The sequence below is a fragment of the Corynebacterium limaceinasi genome (genome assembly GCF_046717465.1).
GTDB lineage: Bacteria > Actinomycetota > Actinomycetes > Mycobacteriales > Mycobacteriaceae > Corynebacterium.
In genome coordinates this window covers 492,597-514,778 of record NZ_CP177100.1, presented here as the reverse complement: position 1 = coordinate 514,778, position 22,182 = coordinate 492,597, and the positions used below count along the sequence as shown (strand labels likewise).

The 22,182-nt window shown below is 63.0% G+C and carries 20 protein-coding genes; 8 read left to right on the top strand and 12 right to left on the bottom strand.

The genetic code is table 11. The annotated features are described in order from the left end of the window. Window positions 1-16 precede the first annotated feature (16 nt). Window positions 17-3,136: an error-prone DNA polymerase gene (locus ACLI1Q_RS02565; protein ID WP_239269017.1), complete on the bottom strand. Its 3,120-nt coding sequence runs from the start codon at window positions 3,134-3,136 to the stop codon at window positions 17-19. 136 nt (window positions 3,137-3,272) lie between these two features. Between ACLI1Q_RS02565 and ACLI1Q_RS02560 the strand changes: the two genes are divergently transcribed. The 3 genes from ACLI1Q_RS02560 to ACLI1Q_RS02550 all read left to right on the top strand — a co-directional run bounded on the left by ACLI1Q_RS02560 (window position 3,273) and on the right by ACLI1Q_RS02550 (window position 5,923). After that, on the top strand, window positions 3,273-4,136 hold the full coding sequence (locus ACLI1Q_RS02560; RefSeq protein WP_239269019.1) for a MetQ/NlpA family ABC transporter substrate-binding protein: 864 nt from the start codon (window positions 3,273-3,275) through the stop codon (window positions 4,134-4,136). A gap of 72 nt (window positions 4,137-4,208) precedes the next feature. Then, on the top strand, window positions 4,209-5,246 hold the full coding sequence (locus tag ACLI1Q_RS02555) for a methionine ABC transporter ATP-binding protein (RefSeq protein ID WP_023025305.1): 1,038 nt from the start codon (window positions 4,209-4,211) through the stop codon (window positions 5,244-5,246). Further along, window positions 5,243-5,923, top strand: coding sequence for a methionine ABC transporter permease (locus tag ACLI1Q_RS02550; protein ID WP_005277229.1), 681 nt, complete (start codon window positions 5,243-5,245; stop codon window positions 5,921-5,923). The genes ACLI1Q_RS02555 and ACLI1Q_RS02550 overlap by 4 nt, the downstream gene beginning before the upstream one ends. Here the strand turns inward: ACLI1Q_RS02550 and ACLI1Q_RS02545 are convergent. Beyond that, the gene (locus tag ACLI1Q_RS02545; RefSeq protein WP_239269021.1) at window positions 5,910-6,782 is read right to left on the bottom strand and encodes a sucrase ferredoxin; all 873 of its coding nucleotides are present in this window, start codon (window positions 6,780-6,782) and stop codon (window positions 5,910-5,912) included. The genes ACLI1Q_RS02550 and ACLI1Q_RS02545 overlap by 14 nt on opposite strands. Before the next feature lie 110 nt (window positions 6,783-6,892). On the opposite strand from ACLI1Q_RS02545, the gene ACLI1Q_RS02540 reads away from it, so the two are divergent. After that, window positions 6,893-7,450, top strand: coding sequence for a hypothetical protein (locus ACLI1Q_RS02540; RefSeq protein WP_239269023.1), 558 nt, complete (start codon window positions 6,893-6,895; stop codon window positions 7,448-7,450). Here ACLI1Q_RS02540 and ACLI1Q_RS02535 read toward each other — a convergent pair. Both ACLI1Q_RS02535 and ACLI1Q_RS02530 read right to left on the bottom strand, forming a co-directional pair. Next, complete coding sequence (locus ACLI1Q_RS02535; protein WP_239269025.1) at window positions 7,447-8,979, bottom strand: DNA polymerase Y family protein; 1,533 nt, start codon at window positions 8,977-8,979, stop codon at window positions 7,447-7,449. The genes ACLI1Q_RS02540 and ACLI1Q_RS02535 overlap by 4 nt on opposite strands. Then, window positions 8,976-9,605 (bottom strand): hypothetical protein, encoded by a 630-nt coding sequence (locus tag ACLI1Q_RS02530; RefSeq protein WP_239269128.1) that lies wholly within the window; start codon window positions 9,603-9,605, stop codon window positions 8,976-8,978. The genes ACLI1Q_RS02535 and ACLI1Q_RS02530 overlap by 4 nt, the downstream gene beginning before the upstream one ends. A gap of 97 nt (window positions 9,606-9,702) precedes the next feature. Here ACLI1Q_RS02530 and ACLI1Q_RS02525 point away from each other — a divergent pair, with 97 nt between their 5' ends. Then, window positions 9,703-10,122 (top strand): hypothetical protein, encoded by a 420-nt coding sequence (locus tag ACLI1Q_RS02525; RefSeq protein WP_005277210.1) that lies wholly within the window; start codon window positions 9,703-9,705, stop codon window positions 10,120-10,122. 137 nt (window positions 10,123-10,259) lie between these two features. Continuing rightward, window positions 10,260-11,318: an HNH endonuclease signature motif containing protein gene (locus ACLI1Q_RS02520; protein ID WP_411697054.1), complete on the top strand. Its 1,059-nt coding sequence runs from the start codon at window positions 10,260-10,262 to the stop codon at window positions 11,316-11,318. Window positions 11,319-11,381: 63 nt separating this feature from the next. Here the strand turns inward: ACLI1Q_RS02520 and guaA are convergent, their stop codons facing one another. The 3 genes from guaA to guaB form a co-directional block, all read right to left on the bottom strand. Then, window positions 11,382-12,956: a glutamine-hydrolyzing GMP synthase gene (guaA, locus tag ACLI1Q_RS02515; protein WP_239275576.1), complete on the bottom strand. Its 1,575-nt coding sequence runs from the start codon at window positions 12,954-12,956 to the stop codon at window positions 11,382-11,384. A gap of 193 nt (window positions 12,957-13,149) precedes the next feature. Then, on the bottom strand, window positions 13,150-14,301 hold the full coding sequence (locus ACLI1Q_RS02510) for a GuaB3 family IMP dehydrogenase-related protein (protein WP_239269031.1): 1,152 nt from the start codon (window positions 14,299-14,301) through the stop codon (window positions 13,150-13,152). A gap of 7 nt (window positions 14,302-14,308) precedes the next feature. After that, window positions 14,309-15,829: an IMP dehydrogenase gene (gene guaB, locus ACLI1Q_RS02505; protein ID WP_023016786.1), complete on the bottom strand. Its 1,521-nt coding sequence runs from the start codon at window positions 15,827-15,829 to the stop codon at window positions 14,309-14,311. A gap of 120 nt (window positions 15,830-15,949) precedes the next feature. On the opposite strand from guaB, the gene ACLI1Q_RS02500 reads away from it, so the two are divergent. Then, complete coding sequence (locus ACLI1Q_RS02500) at window positions 15,950-16,321, top strand: DUF5319 domain-containing protein (RefSeq protein ID WP_239269033.1); 372 nt, start codon at window positions 15,950-15,952, stop codon at window positions 16,319-16,321. 19 nt (window positions 16,322-16,340) lie between these two features. Here ACLI1Q_RS02500 and ACLI1Q_RS02495 read toward each other — a convergent pair whose 3' ends face one another. Both ACLI1Q_RS02495 and ACLI1Q_RS02490 read right to left on the bottom strand, forming a co-directional pair. Continuing rightward, a complete protein-coding gene (locus ACLI1Q_RS02495; protein ID WP_239269035.1) occupies window positions 16,341-17,099 on the bottom strand; it encodes a hypothetical protein in 759 nt (252 codons plus the stop codon). A gap of 65 nt (window positions 17,100-17,164) precedes the next feature. Further along, a complete protein-coding gene (locus ACLI1Q_RS02490; RefSeq protein WP_239269037.1) occupies window positions 17,165-17,737 on the bottom strand; it encodes a sigma-70 family RNA polymerase sigma factor in 573 nt (190 codons plus the stop codon). A 419-nt stretch (window positions 17,738-18,156) separates the two neighbouring features. Between ACLI1Q_RS02490 and ACLI1Q_RS02485 the strand changes: the two genes are divergently transcribed. Next, window positions 18,157-18,453 carry a WhiB family transcriptional regulator gene (locus ACLI1Q_RS02485; RefSeq protein WP_239269039.1) on the top strand — a complete coding sequence of 99 codons (297 nt, stop codon included), beginning with the start codon at window positions 18,157-18,159 and terminating at the stop codon, window positions 18,451-18,453. 374 nt (window positions 18,454-18,827) lie between these two features. Here ACLI1Q_RS02485 and groL read toward each other — a convergent pair whose 3' ends face one another. From groL to ACLI1Q_RS02470, 3 genes are all read right to left on the bottom strand, one after another. Next, window positions 18,828-20,447, bottom strand: a complete 1,620-nt coding sequence (groL, locus tag ACLI1Q_RS02480) for a chaperonin GroEL (RefSeq protein ID WP_239269041.1) — start codon at window positions 20,445-20,447, stop codon at window positions 18,828-18,830. Window positions 20,448-20,456: 9 nt separating this feature from the next. Beyond that, the gene (groES, locus tag ACLI1Q_RS02475) at window positions 20,457-20,750 is read right to left on the bottom strand and encodes a co-chaperone GroES (RefSeq protein ID WP_005277188.1); all 294 of its coding nucleotides are present in this window, start codon (window positions 20,748-20,750) and stop codon (window positions 20,457-20,459) included. A gap of 176 nt (window positions 20,751-20,926) precedes the next feature. Then, window positions 20,927-22,168, bottom strand: a complete 1,242-nt coding sequence (locus ACLI1Q_RS02470) for an ATP-binding protein (protein WP_239275574.1) — start codon at window positions 22,166-22,168, stop codon at window positions 20,927-20,929. Between the last annotated feature and the right edge of the window lie 14 nt (window positions 22,169-22,182).

The following is a 22,182-nucleotide window of genomic DNA, read 5'->3' as shown; positions in this document are numbered from 1 at the left end:
GTCGCAGCGCAGGAAACTAGCGGAAATCGCGGGAGCCGCGGGAGAGGAAATCGCCAAAATCCAGCGGCTCAAGCTTGTCTGCAACCACGCTTACCGCGCCGGTGGCATTTTGCACGATGCCGCGGATGATAAGGGCGCGGGCGGTGCGGGCGAGCACCTTCTGCCGGGACCACAGCCCGGGCGAGACCATGACATTCATCAGGCCGGTTTCATCCTCCACGCCCAAAAAGGTCAGGCCGGAGGCGGTGCGCGGGCGCTGGCGGTGCGTAATGATGCCGGCGATGCGTACGCGTGTGCCATCGGGGACGTGGGGAAGGTGGGAGGAAGGCAGGACATCGCCAAGCGCGGCCCTGACTAACTCCATAGGCTGCTTATCGTGGGTGACGCCGGTGGCGGCGACATCGGTAGCCATTAGCTCGAAGGCCGACATGCCGGGCAGGTGCGGCGAGGCGAGCGCGGAGGTGCCCGGCAACATGCCCTCGCGCTCGGTGGCGGCGACGCCAGCCTGCCAAAGCGCTTGGCGACGCTCCAACCCCAAGCACTCCAGCGCCCCCGCCGTGGCCAGCGCCTCCACCTGCTCCACGCTGAGATCCGCCCGGCGCGACAGATCGGAGACGCCGCTAAAGGGCGCGGCGGCCTCCACGCGCTCGGCGGCCTTATCCCCCAGCCCCTTGATGAGGTTGAGGCCCAACCGGATCTCGCCGGTGGGCAGCGCCCTGGCCTGCGCGCCGGAGTCGTTGATACTCACTGGCAGCACACGCACGCCGTGACGCCGGGCGTCCTGAATGAGCGACTGCGGCGAATAAAAGCCCATGGGCTGCGCGCGCAGCAAGCCCACGCAGAACTCCGCCGGGTAGTGATGTTTGAACCACGCGGAGAAATACACCAGCGAGGCGAAGGACTGCGAGTGCGATTCCGGGAAACCGTAGGCGGCAAAGGCGGTGATCTTGGCCCAGAGCTTCTCCGCGACCTCGCCATCGATGCCGTTGGTGGCGCGCAGTCCCTCGAAAAAGCGGCTGCGCAGCGCGGCCATCTTGGCCGGCGAGCGCTTCGAGCCCATGGCGCGGCGCAGGTCATCGGCCTCGGCGCCGGTAAAACCGGCGGCATCCACCGCAATCTGCATCAGCTGCTCTTGAAAGAGCGGGATCCCCAGGGTCTTACCCAGCGATTTCTCCAGCACCGGGTGGTCATAGGTCACGGGCTCGAGGCCATCGCGCCGGCGCAGGTAGGGGTGCACGGAACCGCCCTGGATGGGGCCGGGGCGGATGAGCGCGACCTCCACCACGAGGTCGAAGAAGCAGCGCGGTTTGAGCCGCGGCAGCGTGGCCAGCTGCGCGCGGGACTCCACTTGGAAGACGCCGACGGCATCGGCGCGGCAAAGCATGTCATAGACCGCGGGTTCGGCCAAGTCGAGCTCCCACAGGCGCACCTTGCGACCGGTGGTGGCGCGCACGGCATCGATCATGTGGTGCAGCGCCTCCAGCATGCCGAGGCCCAGCAGATCGAATTTCACCAGCCCGGCGGCGGCGCAATCGTCCTTATCCCATTGCAGCACGGAGCGGCCTTCCATTCGGGCCCATTCCATCGGCACCACGTCCGCGATCGGCCGGTCACATAAAACCATGCCGCCGGAGTGGATGCCGAGGTGGCGCGGCTGGTCGAGGAATTGCTCGGCGAGTAAGGAGACATCGGCAGGCGGCTCAGCTATGCCCTTTGACCACGCATCGGCCGAGCCCTGCGGGTAGCCCAGCGCGCGGGCGGCGTCGCGGGTAGCCCCCTTGCGGCGGTAGGTAATGACGTTGGCAACCTGTGCTGCGCGGTCGCGGCCGTGGGTGCGATAGACGTACTGGATGACCTCCTCGCGCCGTCCAGATTCGATGTCGATGTCGATATCGGGCGGGCCATCGCGATCCGGCGACAGGAAGCGCTCGAAGAGCAGCTGCGCCGAAATGGGCTCGGCGTTGGTAATGCCCAGCGCGAAACAGACGGCGGAATTGGCCGCCGAGCCGCGCCCCTGGCAGAGGATATTTTCCTGGCGGCAAAAATCCACCAGGTCGCAGACGATGAGGAAGTAGCCCGGAAAGCCCAGCTGCTTGATGATGCCCAGCTCGTGCCGCATCTGCTTTTTCGCCTTGGCCTGTATTTCGGGCGGGCGCGAGGCGTAGCGCTTTTTACCGCGCCGCCACACCTCGTGTTCGAGCCAGCTCATCTCGGTGTGCCCCTCTGGGACGACAAAGTCCGGCAGGTTGGGCGCGAGGGCACCCCAGGTAAAGGAGCACTCGCGGGCAAGGCGCACGGTTTCGGCGATAAGCTCGGGCCGGCCGGGAAGCAACTGGGCCATCTGCTCGCCGGAGCGCATCCAGCCTGCGCCCATCGGGTGGGCATCCGGTGCGGCTTCCTCTAGGGATTGGCGGTGCGCCAAGGCGCGTTTGGCGGCGGCGAGCCGTACCTGGTCGCGCGTTGCTGCCGCAGGTCGAGCGGTTGCTATGGCGCGGAGATTATTGTACTTATCCAGGAAACTGTGGTGATCCGCATCTTCGGGAGACATTGTGCACGCATATTCGAGAACTATGCTGTCTATTTTTATTCTTTCGAGAACGTGATCGATTTTTTGTATAGCCTCCCACCCCAGCAGGAAAAAGCACTCTTCCTCCAGCTCGCGCGCCACGGCATCTAGGGGCGGGTACGCGACACTCCCCTTCTCGCCGGCGTCCATCCGCGCGCGGGCAATAAGGCGCGAGAGGCGACGATAGCCTTCCGGCGTGCGCGCCAGCACGGTCACTGGGGCCTCAGCGAGGGAAAGCTCCGCGCCATACATGGCCGGAAGGCCCGCTTTAGCTGCGGCTTCCGCAAATTTCATCAGGCCGTAGAAGCCATCCCGATCCACGACGGCCAACCCCTCGAGGCCAAGCTCTAGGGCGCGGGCGACCAGCTCTTCCGGCTCGGCGGCGCCATCGAGAAAACTATAGGAACTTACCGCATGTAGCTCCGCAAAGGGCACAGCGGAGCGCCCGCGCTGGACGGGGTCATCGCCGCCGCCAAGGTGATGTACGGCGGCGGGCGCGGCGGTATCCTTGCCGGATAGTATCCTTTCTAAACGCGACCACGGTAGCGCCTTTCCACCATTAAATTTCACCCTTCACAGGGTAGTGTCGAATCAGTGTTCTATACAACCCGGCGCGATGAGACGTGTTCAATAGACAAAGCGGTTCGCTTATTGCTAGATTGCTAAACGGTCAATTTATTTAAACTCCTACATGTAAGGGGACCTCATGCAGATTCGTCGCGCAGCGGCCACTACCGCCGCCGTTACCGTCGCCGCCACTAGCCTCGTGGCCTGCTCCTCCGACGCAGATGATGACAAGACCATCGCCGTTGGCACCACCGATGATGCAAAGCAGGCCTGGGTTGCCTTTGAGCAAGAAGCCAAGGACGCCGGCTACGACATCGACATCAAGTCCTTCTCGGATTACAACACCCCGAACCAGGCCCTGAACCAGGGCGAGCTGGATACCAATAACTTCCAGCACCTGAAGTTTCTGGCCGAGTACAACCACGGCAACGGCACCAACCTGGTGCCCATCGTTGCCACCGAAATCGTGCCGCTGGCGCTGTTCTGGAAGGGCCACGACTCTCTCGACGGCATCGAGGGCGAAGAAGTTGCCATCCCGAATGACTCCACCAACCAGGGCCGCGCCATCAACGTGCTGGTCCAGGCTGGCCTTATCACCTTGAAGAAGGACGGGCTTATCACCCCGACCCCGCTGGACATCGATGAGAAGAAGTCCAAGGTCAAGGTCGTGCCGGTCGATGCCGCCCAGACCCCATCCGCACACGGCGAGGGCACCCCGGCGATTATCAATAACTCCTTCCTGGAGCGCGCCGGCATCGACCCGGCCACCGCCGTCTTCCAGGATGACCCGAACTCCGAAGAGGCAGAGCCTTATATCAACGTCTTCGCCGTTCGCGAGGAAGACGCCGATAACGAGGACATCAAGAAGCTCGCCGAGCTCTGGCACTCCGATGCGGTACAAAAGGGCGTCGACGAGGACTCCGCAGGCACCTCCGTCGAGGTCGAGCGCACCCCAGAAGAACTCCAGGAAATCCTGGACAAGCTCGAAGCAGATTTGGACTAATCACCCTTGCCTTCTACCCCGCCGGTTTTCACCCCGGCGGGGTTTGGCACTTCCCCGCTAAGGACGCAACCCGTGGCAGATTCCACCCAGAACGGCACTCGCATCGAGTTCCGCAATATCACCAAGGTCTTCCAGCAGAAAAAGGCCGAGGTCAAAGCTCTTGACGATGTCTCCTTGACCGTCGATTCCGGCGAAATCATCGGCATCATCGGCTACTCCGGCGCCGGCAAATCCACCCTGGTCCGCATGATCAACGGCCTGGACACGCCCACCTCCGGCGAATTGCTGCTCGATGGCCAAAATATCGTCGGCATGTCCGAAAAGAAGCTGCGCGGCATCCGCCGCAATATCGGCATGATCTTCCAGCAGTTTAACCTCATGAACTCCCGCACTGCGGCGGGCAATATTGAGTACCCGCTGCAGCTGCAGGGCATCGGCAAGCGCGAGCGCCAACAGCGCGTGCAGGAGCTGCTGGATTTCGTTGGACTGGGAGATAAGGGAAAAAGCTACCCGGAGCAGCTTTCCGGCGGCCAGAAGCAGCGCGTGGGCATCGCGCGCGCCTTGGCCACGAATCCGTCGCTGCTGCTTGCCGACGAAGCCACGTCCGCCCTCGACCCCACCACCACGCAGGAGGTCCTCGACCTGCTGCGCCGGGTGAATAAGGAGCTCGGCATCACCATCGTGGTCATCACCCACGAAATGGAGGTCGTGCGCTCCATCGCGGATAAGGTTGCGGTGATGGAAAATGGCCACGTCGTGGAGCAAGGCAGCGTCTACCAGGTCTTTTCCAATCCCCAGACCGCCGTGGCCGCCAAGTTCGTCGCCACCTCGTTGCGCAATGAGCCCGACGTGGTGGAAACCGATGACCTGCTTGCCCACGAAGGCCGCCTGTTTACCATCAACCTGACCGAGGAATCCGGCTTTTTCGGCGCCGCCGCCAAGCTGAAGGATGCGGGCGTATCCATCGCCGTCGTCCACGGCGGTATTACCACCTTGCAGCAGCACTCCTTTGGCAAGCTCACCGTGCGCTTGAGCGGCGACGACGCCGCCATCGAAGAGTTCTACCGCGCCCTATCTGCCACCACTCAAATTGAGGAGATTGAACGATGAACGTCAACTATCTCGCCGCCGCCGACTGGGACCGCTTGGGCGGATCGCTTGTCGATGCCATCGTCGACACCCTCATCATGGTCTCGACCACCCTCGTCGTCGCCGGCATTCTGGGCCTAGGGCTCGGCATCTTGCTCTATACCGCCCGCCCGGGCGGCATCCTGCAGAATAAGGCCGTCTACCTGGTGGTCAACCTGCTGGTGAACTTCGTTCGTCCCATCCCGTTTATTATTTTGCTGGCGTTTGCGCAGCCGCTCACCGTCGCCGTGATGGGCGGGTCCATCGGCCGCGAGCCGGCCACCTTCGTGATGGTCATCGCCGCCACGTTCTCCGTAGCGCGCGTGGTGGAACAAAACCTCGTGGCCATCGACCCAGGCGTTATCGAGGCCGCCCGCGCCATGGGCGCTTCACCGTGGAAGATCATTACCTCCGTAATCATTCCGGAGGCCCTCGGCCCGCTGATTCTGGGCTATACCTTCCTGTTTATCGCCATCGTGGATATGTCCGCCATGGCCGGCTACGTCGGCGGCGGCGGACTGGGTGACTTCGCCATCGTCTACGGCTACCGCGCCTTCGAGTGGGAAGTCACCGTCGTGGCCACGCTTATCATCATCGTGCTGGTGCAGGCCGCGCAGTTCTTCGGCAACTGGCTCTCCTCCAAGGTTATGCGCCGCTAATAAGCTCCACGCCCGTGGCTACAAGCGCCTTGCCGGTCTTGGGCGCGTCGCCGCAGGAAGAGACCACTCCTTCCACGGCGCGCTGCTCGAGCGTCACGCTCCACCGCCGGCCATCGGCATGCGTGACCACGGGGCCCTGTTTTTCGTCCTCTGCGTGGAGCTGGCCGTAGTAGAGGTCCTCGGAGTCATCGATAAGCTCGCGCGCTACCGCCAACTCCGCCACCTGGCCGCGCGGGCCGAAGATGCCGCGCCCGCGATTGACCGGGTAGAAATACTTTCCTTGCGCCGCCGCCGCAATCATCTGCGCGGCGGCTTCTTTATTCATCCGGCCAAAGGAATAGGCCCAGGGCATGAGCATGACCGAGGGCGCGAAGCGGTGCCCCTTCGTGTGCGAGGTTTCCCACACCATATCCGGGTAATCCTCCACCAGCTCCGCGGCGAGCGGCCGGCCCTTCACGGCGCAGCACTTATCGCGCTTAGCATGGGTGCACACCAAAACCAGCGGCGTATCGAGGGTTCCTCCCCCGTTGCGGCCTGGCGCGGTGAGATCCAAATCCAGGATCTTTTCCGGGCCGGTCAAAAGGATCAATTCCATCACGCCCTGCTCGGCCCACACCAGGTAGCACCGGTGCATGGTGCCGATTTGGCGGCCATCGCGGCCGGGGCGACGAATCAATTGCAGCCCGGCCTGACCGTTGAGCTTTTCCTTCAGCTGGGCCGTGAGCTCCGGGCCAAAAGTATCGCCATCAAGCACATCGCGCGACCAGCCGCCGGGCCACTCAAAGAGGACAAACACGGACTCTTTTTTCGCCGTGCCGGGCAGCGGTTCCACCTGGTAATCTGAACAGAAATCGGTCATGTACCCTAGCCTAACCTGTCTGCAACTCAGCTCACATATTTGGCAACAATTCGGTCAAGATCTGCCCCCAACGATAGGCAGTAATTACTAGAAATTATACTCTAGTGGTCATGTATAAAGCCCGCCTCTCGCTCCTGCTTGCCGCCGCAGCCTTCCTCACCGGCTGCAGCACCGAATCAGCGGATGACACCACCATGGCGGCCTCTGTGGGAAACTCGCACATCAACCCTCTGGGTGAGGCGGATATGAGCATGAAAACGCTGCGCCCTGAGGCCCCCTCAGAACTCGTGGTGACCAAGGTGCGCGTGGGCCAGCACGATGGTTTCGAGCGCGCCGTCTTCGAGCTTGAGGGCGAAGGCTCCCCGGGCTGGTTCGTGGATTATGCCGATAATCCCAAGCAGCAAGGCTCCGGCCAGCCCATCAACTATGCCGGCGATACCGCGCTCAATGTCAATATCGACGGCGTTGTCTATCCGTTTGAGGCGGGCATCGACGAGCCGCGCATCGGCATCGTCGAGGCACCTGCCGGTGGCGTTATTACCCAAGTGGTCAACGGCCGCACCTATGAGGGGCGCAGTCAGTTTGTCATCGGCATGAACCAGCGCAAGCCTTATTCCGTACAGGTACTAGAAAATCCCACGCGCCTCGTGGTAGATATTCGCTCCTAATACGTCGCCTCCACGCGCCAGCGCCCCTCTGACCACACCAAGAGCCAGGCGCGCTGGCGTTGCTCCCGCTCAGCCTGGCCCACAATTTGTAGCCGCGCCGCGTGCTGCGGCTTTTCGGTCCACCACTGCGTATCCACCGGCCACGGGCCAGCCCAGCCGATGACGCGGTAGCGGTGTGCGCCCCACCCGAGCGCCACGGGTACAGAGGATAGGAGGGCCTCGGCGGTGACGATGACGTCCCGCGCGGCGGCATCGATAAGCCGAATGCGCGCGGCCGGGTGGTTCGGCCCACCGCCTAGGCGCGCGGGAAGCGGCGCGGGGAGCCTGCCCGGCCAGCTGCCTTGCGGCGTGGCATCGCGCTGCTCCCCATAGGGAACGTACTCGATACGCTCGGCCACCCCGCGGCCACCGGCGGCCCGCGGCTGCAAGACGCGATCTATGCCCAACTGCGATTGCACGCGCGAAATTACCCGCTTGACTTGTTCCTGTGAGGCATCCCCGCCCCATAGGCCATCGGCCTGCGGCCTAGCTACCTCCACAGGCTCGAGCACCAGCCGCACGATCGCGGCACCGTCCTTGCCGCTCGAACGCGCCGCCGTAAGCCACCCATCCAGCTGCCAGCGCACCCGGTTCGCGGTCGCTTGCTCCGTCAACGCCTCGTGCGTGCGCCATACCCGGGCCACAGTTTCACCAGTGGCCAGCTCCGCCACCACGCGCAGGCGCACGCACACCACTTCCGCTTCCGCCAACCGCACGTGCAGCTGCGCGGCCAAGTGCCGAGCCACGAATGCCGCCGCATCCACGCGCTCGATGGATTGCTCGCTGCTCACGGACAGATCAGGCCGCGCCATTTCCGGGGACACGCGCTGGTCCGCCCGCGCGTGCGCCACCTCATGCGCGCGTTTTCCCTGCTGCCCAAACCGGGTAACCACCTGCTTAAACGGCAGCGCCGCCACATCACCCAGCCGGCGCACGCCCAATTTCTGCAGCTGGGCCACAAACTCCGCAGAAAACCCCAGCGCGGCCTCCGCGGCTAAAACACTCACGGGCTGGGCAGCCAAGAAATCCCGCGACTCTCCCTCCGGCACCACCGCGCCTACCCCGCGGTGCCGAGCCGCGATGATGGCCGTGGCAATCTCGTCTGCCACACCAAGGGTGGAATCAAAACCGGCGTGCGCGGTGGCATCGGCAAGCATCTCCAACGCCTCCGGCCCGTGGTAGCGCAGCGCCGCCCCCGCATCCACGATGGCCAGGCCGGGCCGCAGCACCTCTACGGACGAGGCCACGGCATCCAAGCCCGCCGCAATCTCCGCGAAGGCCGCGCCGTCCCTATCCGGGTTCGCCTCCATCACCTTTACCTCAGGGCAAATCGCTTGGGCCTGGCGCAGGCGCATCCCGCGCCGAATGCCGGCCCGGCGCGCCGCGCTATCGCAGACCAGCACCGCATGATTGCGCGCAACCAGCACCGGCCCCGCCTGCGCAACCGCCTGAATGGGCCAATCCGGAAACCACACCGCAGCCACCCTCATACGGCCTCCAACCTGCGGGCTTCGCCCATGGTGAGACTGCCGCGCGCCGTGCCCTTTTTCGAGTCCACCGCAAGATCGATATCCACGCCGCGGATGCGCCCGCTGCCCTTGCCGATGCCCCGATACGTACTCACCTCCGCCCCAATGCGCACCGCGGTGCCCGGCAGCCGCGCACCCACGGTCAGCACCGCGGCCTGCCCGCCGCGGATCTTCGCCCACACCGGCCGCGCCTTGGCCGGGCTCAGCTCGCCGGGCGGGCCATGGTGGATAATAAGGTCCATGCCCTCTGCCAGCACGCTGGTTACTGCCCATGACTCCAGGCCCGGATCGGGGACGGTGACCACGTTATTGAGCTGCCCTATTTCGGCAACCTGTGCGAGAGAAAGATCCGGCCACCCCACTATCCCCACATGGCCCCCGCGGGCCGTAAGATGGCAGATAAGCTCCACCACGAGCGCGGGACATTCCGCGCACGAGACCACCTTCCGCCGGGCGAGCCCACCTGCGGGAAGTAGCCGCGCCAGCTGGGGAAGGGTGTCTACCAGCTCGTCTTCATCCTCCTGCTCCATCGCCTGCATGCGGGCGCGCAGCACCGCAACGCGGTCGGGCCTATCCAACCCTGCCACCGCTTTTTCCAGGCGAACGTTCGTTTGACTCACCCATACAGTATGAACCCCCAACCGGACACATGCAACTGTATGTTCGAATGGTAGCCTTAAGCGCATGAACCTGAACGAGGCCTACGGTGCTATGCGCGAGAATCCAACCCCCATCCCCACCCCGCCGTGGGTGCGCCTCGGATCCTCCATCCTGCTCGGCGCCACCGTCGCGCTGCTGACCACCCGCACCCATTTCTTCGCCACCCTATCTGGGGCCGCGGTCTGCCTCGTGGCGGCCTTCGTCTTGGTCTTTGCCCACCCCTACCGCCGCGAGATGCGATCCTATGCCGACCGGCACGATGCCGATCTCATCCCCACCATCGCGCAGCTAGTCCCGCTGATGATTCTATGGCTCCTCATCATGCTCGCGCCCATCCTAGGCCTGCCCGCGTGGGGCTCGGCGCTGGTGTGGGTTGCGGTCTCATGTATAAGTTTTATCGCCTTCCCCCACGTGGATGGCACGCGCCGGCTGGCCTTCGTCTAATCCATGCGACACTGCGGGGACTTATCCACAGGATTTCCCCGAGTTTTCGCGCTGCGGATCCGGGTTATCCACAGTTTGTGCCCTTGCGGTTGCCCTAGCAATTGAGCGCGGGCTGCTACCGCCCTAGCGTAGGCGGCATGAACGCACTCGAGACCTACCTCACCGCCCTCGCGCCCGGCATGGATATCATCGCCGCGTGCCGCGGTCTATCTGGGTCTGAGCTCATGGAGCGCGGCGCGCCCGATACCATCGCCGCCGACCTGCTCCTTTTGTGCGAAAGCTACTACGGCCGCACCGCCTTTAGCCGGATGCAGCGCCGCGCCATTGCCGATGCCCGCACCAACGCCCACCCCATTGCCCTCCTCGCCGGCATCGAGCGCGTGGTTAATCGCGCGCCCAGCAAGAAGCAGGCGTGGGAGCTGCGCGCGGAATGCTGTGCGATGTCCGCGGAGATGAGCGCCATTATCAAACACGCCCGGCGCCGGGTGCGCGAGATGAAAAAGTCCACGGTCAGCCCCGGCGTGCGCACCTATCGGCGCCCCAATGACTACTGGACGCTCGCCATTACGGGTACCTCCCGCTTCATTGCGGATCTGCAGGGCGCGATTACGGCCGCCGATAAAAAGCCGCTGCAGGCGGTGGAAGATATCTTCTTCGGTACAGGCAGCGCCGCGCGTTCCACGGTGGTCACCAACGCCGTCGTGCCGCTGGAGAAATTCATTCGCATTCGCGATGGCCACGGCGACGACGTGCAGCTCGATCTCACCAATGGCGCGACCATGTCCGGAACCGAGTACCTGCGCCGCGTGCTTAACGATGCCGGCTATTCCGCCCCCGGCCTCAGCGGCAGCGGTGACGGTGAAACGGGCTATGTCACCCTCGTACATCCGGTGGAGGGGCCGGTCAACCTCTACCGCACGGCGCGCGTGGCCACCGATAAGCAGAGGATGATGGCGGCCGCGGAAAATCCGCGCTGCGCCTGGCCCGGATGCAATCAGCCGGCCGATTTATCCCAGGTCCACCACCTCACGGCCTGGAGCCGCGGTGGGGAGACCAATATGAACAACCTCGTCGTGTGCTGTGCTTACCACAACGGCGTCAACGACGACGATCCCAATGCCCCGCCCCGGCGCGGGCGGCTAGAAAGAGTGGGCGGTCGCATCGTCTGGCGGCCACCGGTGACACCCCGTAACTAGCCGCAGGCATGCGAAAAGGCGCTCAAGCACTGAGCGCCTTCTACGCATGCCGTTTTGTGGTTTTTACTCCCACTCGATGGTTCCCGGTGGCTTGGAGGTGCAATCCAAGACCACGCGGTTGACGTCCTTAACCTCGTTGGTGATGCGGGTGGAGATCTTCTCTAGCACGTCATACGGCAAGCGGGTCCAGTCCGCGGTCATGGCATCCTCGGAAGATACCGGGCGCAGCACGATGGGGTGGCCGTAGGTGCGGCCATCGCCTTGGACGCCGACGGAGCGGACATCGGCAAGCAGCACGACCGGGCACTGCCAAATCTCCTCGTCCAAGCCGGCGTTGGTCAGCTCGGTGCGGGCAATCAGATCCGCCTGGCGCAAGGTCTCGAGGCGATCCTCGGTAACCTCACCAATGATGCGGATGCCCAGGCCGGGGCCTGGGAAGGGCTGGCGGCCGACGATCTCTTCCGGCAGGCCCAACTCGCGGCCCACCGCGCGCACCTCGTCCTTAAAGAGTAGACGCAGCGGCTCGACGAGCTCGAACTCGACGTCATCTGGGAGGCCGCCGACGTTATGGTGCGACTTAATATTGGCGGTACCGTCGCCGCCGCCGGATTCGACGACGTCCGGGTACAAGGTGCCTTGGACGAGGTAGTCGACGGTGGAGCCGGCGGGGGCATCGGCAAGCACGCCGGCCACGGCGCGCTCGAAGGAGCGAATGAACTCCGCACCGATAGCCTTGCGCTTTTCCTCGGGGTCGCTAACACCCGCCAGCTTCTTGAGGAAGGCCGAACGCTCGTCGGCAGTGACCAGCTTGGCGCCGGTCGAGGCCACGAAGTCAGTTTCGACCTGCTCGCGCTCGCCCGCGCGCAGCAGGCCGTGGTCGACGAAGACGCAGGTCAGGCGATCGCCGATGGCGCGCTGCACCAAGGCCGCGGCCACGGCAGAATCCACGCCGCCGGACAGGCCGCAAATAGCGCGGCCCTCCTCGCCTACTTGGGCGCGAATATCCGCGATGAGCTGCTCGGCGATATTATCGGCGGTCCAGTTTTGCTCCAGACCGGCAATCTCCGTGAGGAAGCGGGTAAGCACTTCTTGGCCGTGCGGCGAGTGCAACACCTCTGGGTGGTACTGCACGCCGGCCATCTGCTTGGCCGGGCACTCCATCGCGGCGACGGGGGCGCCGGCGGAGGTAGCGGTTACGTCGAAGCCCTCGGGGGCGGCGGCGACGGCGTCGCCGTGGGACATCCACACCTTGTGCGTGGGCTCGAGGCCCTCGTGCAAGATGCCGCCCTTGACGTCGATATCGGTGCGGCCGTATTCACGCTCACCGGTAGACGATACGGTACCGCCGAGAATGTGGTTCATGGCCTGGAATCCGTAGCAAATGCCGAAGACCGGAACGCCAAGCTCTAGCAGCTCAGGCTTGAGCGCCGGGGCGCCGTCGGCATAGACGGACGACGGGCCGCCGGACAAAATGAGCGCGGCGGGGTCCTTGGCTTTGATTTCCTCGATGGAGGCGGAGTTGGAAACAACCTCGGAGTAGATTTTGGCCTCGCGCACGCGGCGGGCAATGAGCTGCGCGTACTGAGCGCCAAAGTCCACGACGAGGACTGGGCGCGGGGTAGTATTTGGCTTAGTCACGCCCCATAGTCTAACCCATAGGCCCCGCGGCCCAGGAAGCGCTTACCTATGTGGGGCATTGCGGCGGCTTTCGCGCCGTGGGGCGCGGGCCGCACAGGCAACTCGCCATGCAAGGGGGGGGCGGGAGTGCAGCTGCGAGGGGCGCAGCGGTGCGGCGCGGGTCCCGCACGATGCGAGGCGCGCCGCGTGCTACTTAATAGCGCACCGCGAGCTCGACCTTCTGGAACGACTTCAGGTCGGTGTACCCACACTTTGCGAGGGCACGCCGCAGCGCACCCACAAGGTTGGTGCGGCCGAATGGCTCGCTGGATGGGCCATGCAGCACGGTTTCCAGGCTCGGCGCAGCCGCGGGTGCGGCATCGCCTGCGGTAAGAAAATCCACATCGAGGTCGGTATCGACGCCGGCGAACTGCGCATATCCGCGCGGGAACCGCGGGTGGCCTGCGGTAGCCGGCCAGTACCATCCCCTACCGCCTGCCTCTCGGGCCTGGGCGAGAAGGGGGCCGAGCGCGACGCTATCGGCACCGCAGGCAAAGGCCTTGGCGATGGTCCCGGAGTTATCGAATTCCGCATCCGCAATGATGTGCACGTAGCGACCTTCGGTCTCGTCGAGGTAGTCACGGCGGGCCGCGGCGGCATCGGCAATGGCGGTGGCCATGGCGGTATCGATGCCGACGGTTTCCGCGTTGGTCGTCACGCCCGCGCCCACGATGACGCCGGCCGCCCCTGTGCGCATTAGGTGCAGCGCCGTGGTGTAGTCCGCCACGCCACCGGCGATGACGGGCACTTCGAGCGAGCCGATAAATTCCTTCAGGTTCAGCGGCTCGCCGCCCGTGGCGACGTGCTCCGCGGACAGCAGCGTGCCCTGGATGAACAGTAACTCGGCCCCAGCCGCAATGGCCTTCGGCGCCATCTCGCGGGCATTTTGGGGCGAGACGCGCACGGCGACGGTCACACCGGACTCGCGCACTTGGGCAATGCGGGAGGCAAGGAGGGCATCGTCAAGCGGGGCGGCGTGCAATTCCTGGATGGTGGAGTTATCGCCCGGCTGGGAATAGATGCGTGCCAAGGCACCCTCAAGGTCCTCGTGGCGGCCCCACAACCCTTCGGCGTTGATGACGCCGAGCCCGCCCTGCTGGCCCATCTCGATGACGAACTCGGGCGTGGCGAGCGCATCGGTGGGGTGCGAAACGAAGGGGGTATCGAAGGTATAGGCATCGATATTCCACGTGGTATCCACGTCCTTGGACGAGCGCGTGCGGCGCTGGGGAACGATGGAGACCTGGTCTAAATCAAAGGTGCGGCGGGCCTCGCGGCCGATGCCGATTTCGGCGTATTCACGCATGTTTGTCCTAGCGGTAGTTCGGGGCTTCGGCGATTTGCTGCAGGTGGTGCGGGTGGGATTCCTTCAGGCCCGCGGCGGTGATCTGGACAAATCGCTTGGTCTTGAGCTCATCTAGGGTGGCCGATCCGGTATAGCCCATGGCCGCGCGCAGGCCGCCGATGATTTGGTGCACGATGGCATCGATCTCGCCGCGGAAGGGCACGCGACCCTCCACGCCTTCTGGCACCAGCTTGTCCTCGCTGCGCACGTCGGCCTGGAAGTAGCGGTCCTTGGAGTAGGAACGCTTTTCGCCGGAAAGCCCGCGGCCCTGCATGGCGCCCATGGAGCCCATGCCGCGGTAGCGCTTGTACTGCTTGCCCTGGTAGACCACGATGTCACCGGGCGCCTCGGTGGTGCCGGCGAACATGGAGCCCAGCATGACGGTATCGGCACCGGCGGCCAGCGCCTTGGCGATGTCACCGGAGTACTGCATGCCGCCATCGCCGATGACCGGCACGCCCGCGGGGGCGGCGACGGCTGCGGCTTCCATCAGCGCGGTGATCTGCGGCGCACCAACGCCGGCCACGACGCGTGTGGTGCAGATGGATCCCGGGCCGATGCCGACCTTGATGGCGTCCGCGCCGGCGTCGATCATCGCCTGGGCTGCCTCGCGGGTGGCAAGGTTGCCGCCGATGACATCGACCTTGTCGCCAAAGTCCTTCTTCACGCGGGAGACCATCTCGAGCACGCGGTTATTGTGGGCGTGGGCGGAGTCGACGACGAGGGCGTCAACGCCGGCATCGACAAGCGCGGCGGCGCGCTGATAGGACTCCTCGCCGGTACCAATGCCCGCGGCAACCAACAGACGACCGGAAGCATCCTTGGAGGCGTTGGGGTACTGCTCGGATTTGACGAAGTCCTTGACGGTGATAAGGCCAATGAGCTTGTTATTGGCATCAACAATAGGTAGCTTTTCTACCTTATTGGCCGACAGCAGCTCTAGGGCCTCGTCCTTGGACACGCCCTCGCGCGCGACGACGAGCGGCATCGCGGTCATGACATCGCTGACCTTGCGATCAAAGTCCGGCTCGAAACGCATATCGCGGTTGGTGCAAATGCCCAGCAGGGTGCCGTCCTTATCCACGACCGGCAGGCCGGAAATGCGGAAGCGGGCGCACAGGGCATCGACCTCGCCAATGGTCATCTCGGGGCGGGCGGTGACCGGGTCCGTAACCATGCCGGACTCAGAGCGCTTGACGATTTCTACCTGCTCAGCCTGCGCTTCCGCAGACAGGTTGCGGTGCAGCACGCCGATGCCGCCCTGGCGCGCCATGGCGATGGCCATGCGGGCCTCGGTTACGGTATCCATCGCTGCGGATGCCAGCGGCACGCCCAGGCGAATATTTCGGGTAAATTGCGCGCCGGTATCGACCTCAGAGGGCACGATATTGGACTCGGCGGGCAAAAGAAGCACGTCGTCGAAGGTCAAGCCGCGCAGGGCTACCTTGTTCGGGTCATCTCCACCAGTGTGAATAGGGTAATCGCTCATCGAGGTATCTCCTTAAACAGGTTCAGCGGCTACCCCAACTGTAGTGTGTGCCCGGCCAATGACACCATTCAGGCTAGGGGTTAATTGCCTTAAGCGGGCAAGTTCAATAGGCTCGCAGGCGTGAACTTCTTCGCCAATATGCCCCGCGATCCTTTTGCAGACGATCCGAATGACCCCGCCTCCTTCCTGGAGGAGGACGAGCAGGTCATGCCGCTTTCCGATGAAGACCGCCTCGCCCTCATCCACGATCTCGCCCTGGTAGAGAAATTCGCAAGTGTGCTCGGCCCGCGCGGGATCGATGGCATCTTCTTCCTGTGTGAAGACTGCCAGGAAAACCACTTCTACGAGTGGGATATTATGGCCGCCAATATGCGCGCAACGCTGGCGGGCGAGCTCGCCCCAGTGCACGAGCCTGGAGCAGAACCCGACCCGCGCCGCTACGTGCCGTGGGACTACGCGCTAGGCTACTTGGACGGCCTCGAGGGCCGCTAGGGTTGTAGCACTGCCCTCGCTACTCGGCGCCCGCCCCCAACTGAATAGTTGTGGTGGGTGCTTCTTCGGGCTCGCGCGTCTCCGGCTGCGGATTCGCTGGCGCCTGCTCCGTTACCACCACGGTTGAGGTCTCGTACTGCGTTTCCGTTACGGTCTTCGGCGCTGGCTCAGGATTCTCCTGCGACTTTTGGCCCGGCGCGGTCTCGGTGGCGGTTTCCGTCACGGTTTTCGTCTTCGGGCGGGCAGGACGCTTCTTTTCGGCTTCTTCCTTGGCGGCGATGGCATTTTCTTCTTTGCCTTCAGCCTCTTCGAGCTTGGTGCGGGCTTCCTTCATAAGCTCGCGCGCACCTTCGATATCTCCCTCTGCCGCGCGGGATTCCATCTCATCTAAGGTGCCGGCCAACTCCACGTTGCGGGTCTCATCCGGCCTATCAAATACGCCAGAATTAACCATGACCCCGCCCGCACCGGCGAGGATGACTGTGGCGGCGGCCGCGCCGATAAGTCCATGCATCACGGGGCGATTGCGCCGGCGAGACCGCGCCTTATCGAGGCTGATGACGGCCGGTTCTTCCTCTACCCCATCCACGCGCGGGGCTGGCGGCATCTGCTTATCGATGTCCCCCTTCAGCCCCAACAGCAGCCCAGCGAGCTCATCGCTGCCATTGGAGGGATCCTTGCCCTGCGACAGCTCGGTGAGGAATGCATCATCATCTACCAAGGGCTGGAGCTGCTCCGTCAGGTCATCGTTATTCTTTTTAGAATGCTTGGAGGCCATGATGGTTTCTGTCCCTCCTTCCTTTCTTAAGGTTTACGCGTGTCTCTAGAGCGGGGGTTGTGGCTTTAGCCCTCGGTGGCTAATTGTTGCCCAAGGGCCTTTCGCAATTGTGCGAGAGCTCGGTGCTGTGCGACGCGAACCGCGCCCGGGGTAGACCCCACGATATCGGCGGTTTCTTCTGCCGAAAGCCCAACGAACACGCGCAAAATAACGATGTTTTTTGCCTTGTCACTTAAGGTATCGAGCAAGGCGCGCATTCTGTTACTACCATCATTTTCTAGCGCCCATTCCTCGGGAGTCGCCTCGTTTGCGGTGCTTTCTGGAAGCTCCTCGGCGGGCGTGGAGCGATCGCGGCCCATGGCGCGGTGGGCATCGGTTACCTTATTAAAAGCGATGCCGTAGACATAGGCCATGAAGGGTCGGCCCTTATCTTCATAGGATTCGATAGATGTGGCGACGGCGAGGCAGATTTCTTGGGTCACGTCCTCCGCGGTGGGCTGGCGCCCGCCACCGATGCGCGCACGACAATAGCGCAGCACCTGCGGATGAATAATTTGCAGGATAGATTGCAGTGCGCGGCGGCTTCCACCAGCGGCCAGCGGAACGAGATCCGCTAGCTCTTTATCCTTATCGCTCACGAGTGCACCCTCTGCAGACTATTAAATCGATATTCAACCATATTTCCTCTGGGGCAGGGAGTGCAAAGGGACAACTGCCTTGCACACCTCCGCCTCGGCACTGCCCTTGCTTGGCGATGCCCCAGCAAAGAAAACCCCACCAAGAAACCCGTGCCCAGCGGTTGTACCCGCTTTGAAGGCGGGTTTATGGCCCCTGCACAATAGAAAGAGGAAAATTCATAATTCGTTAACCTTAGCCATTATTGCAGGTAAATGGGCGCTAACGAGTCCCATAAATAGATACAATACCTAGAAGTTAAATACTAGTAACCCTTTGTTTACCAAGACGCGACACACTACAAATCGTTGCGGTTCGCGGATGACTCTCCACCGGCCGCCAGCGTAAGAATTCTCGTCCTGTTATAAGGAGCTTAAGAAACGTGTCTCAGTCCAAGTCTCTTCTCGGACCTACTGCAGATGTATGGGATTGGCAGTTGCAAGGTGCGTGCCGCGGTGAAAACTCGGACGTGTTTTACCATCCAGACGGAGAGCGTGGCCGAGCCCGCGCCCAGCGCGAAAATCGCGCCAAGGCCATCTGCAATTCCTGCCCGGTTATCGAGCTCTGCCGCGAGCACGCCCTGCGTTCGGCCGAACCGTATGGCGTCTGGGGCGGCATGAGCGAGTCTGAGCGCGTGGTGGCGCTGCGCAAGCGTCGCCGCGAGACGGTCAACGCTTAACCCAAAAATTAAGTTAGCGCGCAGAGCCCACACACCGCGTTCGTGGCGGGCGGGAGTGCGGGGTTCCGAATTATCCCTGCGTAGCAAGCGCCTGCTGCAAATAACGCCCTGTGAGGGACTCCTTCGAGCCCGCTAAGTCCTGGGGCGTGCCGCTAAAGACGAGGCAACCTCCAGCTGAGGAGGACCCCTAAGCTTGGCGCCTTTTGTGAACTATCCTCTCTTCTGCTGCCGCTGGCGGCTAAAAAGGCCTACCGTGGCATCGCACGGGTTATGTGGTTCCCGCGTGCTTTACGTATAAGCCAGAAGCCCGCCGCAGCCTCCCCAATAAGGCGGGGAAGGCGCGGCGGGCTATGGGGCTAGGTATAGCGCAGGAATTAGTGGTGGTGATGGCCGTGGCCGGCCTCAGCGTTATCTTCTTCCTGCGGCTTTTCCACGACGGATGCCTCGGTGGTAAGAACCATGCGGGCAACGGAGGTGGCATTGACCACTGCGGAGTGGGTGACCTTCACGGGATCGATGATGCCGTTATCAATGAGGTTGCCGTACTCCAGGGAGTTGGCGTTAAAGCCTTCACCGTTGGCCATCTCAGAAACGCGGGAGACGATGACAGAGCCATCGAGGCCTGCGTTTTCTGCGATCCAGAATGCCGGTCGGGTCAGAGCGCGGGCGACGGCGAGCACGCCGACCTTAGCCTCGCCCTCGAAGTCCTGGGCAAAGGACTCGAGTTCCTTAGAGATCTGCACCAGCACGGAACCGCCGCCGGCGATGACGCCTTCTTCTACGGCCGCGCGGGCGGCGTTGATGGCGTCCTCGACGCGCAGCTTGCGCTCGTTGACCTCGGTCTCGGTTGCGGCACCAACGCGGATAACGGCGACGCCGCCGGAGAGCTTAGCCAAGCGCTCCTCGAGCTTTTCCTTATCCCAGGTGGAGTCGGTGCGGGCGATTTCGCCGCGGATCTGTTCACGGCGATCATCGAGGGCTGCGGCGCTGCCGCCGCCATCGACAAGCACGGTGTCTTCCTTGGTGATGGTCACGCGGCGCGCGGAACCCAGCACCTCGAGGCCGACTTCGTTCAGGTTGACGCCCACCTCAGGGTCCACCACGGTGGCGCCGGTAACTACGGCCAAGTCATCCATGAAGCCCTTGCGGCGCTCGCCAAAGTACGGTGCCTTCACGGCGGCAACCTTCAGGACCTTGCGGATGGAGTTGACCACGAGCGCCTGCAGCGGCTCGCCCTCAACGTCTTCCGCGATGATGAGGGTCGGGCGGTTGGTCTCCGCAATCTTTTCCAACAGCGGCAAGAAATCCGGCAGGGAAGAAATCTTGTTGCGGACGAGCAAAATGGCGGCATCGTCAAGCACGGCGTGGTTAGTCTCTTCCTCCGTAGCGAAGTACGGGGAAAGGTAGCCCTTGTCAAAGGAAATACCTTCGGTGACATCCACGGTGGAGTCCATGGTCTGGGACTCCTCGACGGTGACGACGCCGTCCTTTCCCACCTTTTCCATGGCGCCGGCAACCATCTCGCCGACCTCCGGATCGCGGGAGGACACGGTGGCTACCTGCGCGATTTCGGAGGCGGAGTTGACCGGAGTGGCGCGTGCTTTGAGCTCCTCGACGGCCTTTTCCGCCGCTGCGGAGATGCCGCGGTTGAGCTCAATTGGGTTAGCGCCGGCTGCAACGTTGCGCAAGCCCTCAAAGATAAGCGCCTGGGCCAGCAAGGTCGCGGTGGTGGTGCCGTCGCCGGCGATGTCGTTGGTCTTGACCGCAACGGACTTAACCAGCTGCGCGCCGAGGTTCTCGAAGGGCTCCTCGACGTCGATATCGCGGGCGATGGTCACGCCGTCATTGGTAACGGTCGGGCCACCGAAGGCCTTGGACAATACGACGTTGCGGCCGCGCGGGCCGAGGGTGACCTTGACGGCATCAGCCAGCGTATCGACGCCGCGCTGAATTCCCTCGCGGGCTTCTTGGTCGAATGCAATAAGCTTTGCCATAAGTAGTTCCTACTTCTCGATGATGGCGAGGATGTCGCGCTGGCTCAGCAGCAAGTACTCTTCGCCGTCGTACTTCAGCTCGGTGCCGCCGTAGCGGGAGAAGACAACGGTGTCGCCTTCCTTAACGTCCATGGGGATGCGGTCATCGTCGTCTTCCCAGCGGCCCGGGCCGACGGCAATAACGGTTGCTTCCTGCGGCTTTTCCTTTGCCGAATCCGGGATAACCAGGCCGGATGCGGTGGTGGATTCTGCTTCTACGATCTGTACGAGGACGCGGTCCTCAAGCGGCTTAATAGTTGCCATGATGTTTCCTCCGTATTGTTCGTTTGCGCACCTTAATGGCGCGCGCGTGCCGGTTGTGGATGTCCAGCACAGCCGTCGTCGCGGGTGAACAACTGTGGGTCAAACAACCTGATTAGCACTCTACCCTCGTGACTGCTAACCCTCAACAATGACGCGATCCCCGCTGCCGGACCGCGCTACGGCGCCAAGTGCGTCAGGGACACCACGTGTACTCCGCTCGGATGCCGAAAGCTCAGGTTTCCTCCCGTCACGATCATTAAGACGGGCGGGACCTCCCATTCAAAGCGCTCTGCGAAGGCCTGCAAATTGCTTGCCGCCTTCTCAATGATCTCTTGGCTTTGCCCCAATTTAATTTCTACGAAAACGGTCCTGCCTGCCAGCTCAAATACCGCATCTACTTCCAGCCCAGATGCGTCACGGGCGTGAAAAATACGCTTTCCACTTAACACCGCTAAGTCGTGGACTACTTGGGATTCAAAAAGCTGCCCGGCAAAGGCAAGGTTGCGCAGCAACTTGTCTGGGGACGCGTCCACGGCAGCAGCGGCCAACGCCGGATCCGCCAGATGCCTCTTCGGTGCCGTTCGCAGACTAGCCCGCGAGCGCAGATGAGACGACCACGCCAGCTGTTCTTCCACGATGAAGATGCGCTGCAACGCAGCAAGGTACTCGCTGACCGTAGCCCTTTGCGCGCCAATATCGGCAGCAATAGAAGAAATGGACTGTTCTGTGGCTACCCCACGGGCAAGCGAACGAATAAGTGTCGTTACTTTTACCGGATCCCTTCGCACACCATCGGCGGCATTAATATCCACGTGGGCCACAGTATCGATATAACTGCGCAGATTCTCCTGCGCCGCCTCAACGGAATAATTCCGGTTTGCGGGCCAGCCGCCATGCGCCATGCGCGTAATGACCCCTGCAACATCCACGACCGTTTCCCCATTCGACTGCGGGGATTCCTGAGCTACCAATTCGGCTAATGATACTGCGCCATTAGAATGCCCCGACTCATAAAAACTGAAGGTCTTCATCCGCAGCCTGGCTATGCGCCCCGCACCCGAGTGCCTGGATTGTTCCTCCATTGGCGCAGTCGACCCAGTAAGAATGAACTGCCCAGGCGCTTGCCGACGGTCAATCTCATGCCGCACCAAGTTCCACAACTGCGGTTTTTCTTGCCACTCATCAAAAACTCGCGGCGTATCCCCCTCCAACGCCAAATCCGGGACGGTGCTGAGCTGCATGTCGAGGTTTAAATCCGTATCCACCTGGACAAGACTGCCCGCAATTTGCCGAGCGGTCGCGGATTTCCCACAGCCCTTTGGGCCTTCTATCAACACTCCACCGGATCGCTGCAGGGCTCCATGAAGCCGCGAATCCTCTACTCGCGGGAGATAAAAATAGCCTTCTTGACCAGTCATTTTAAACCCATCCA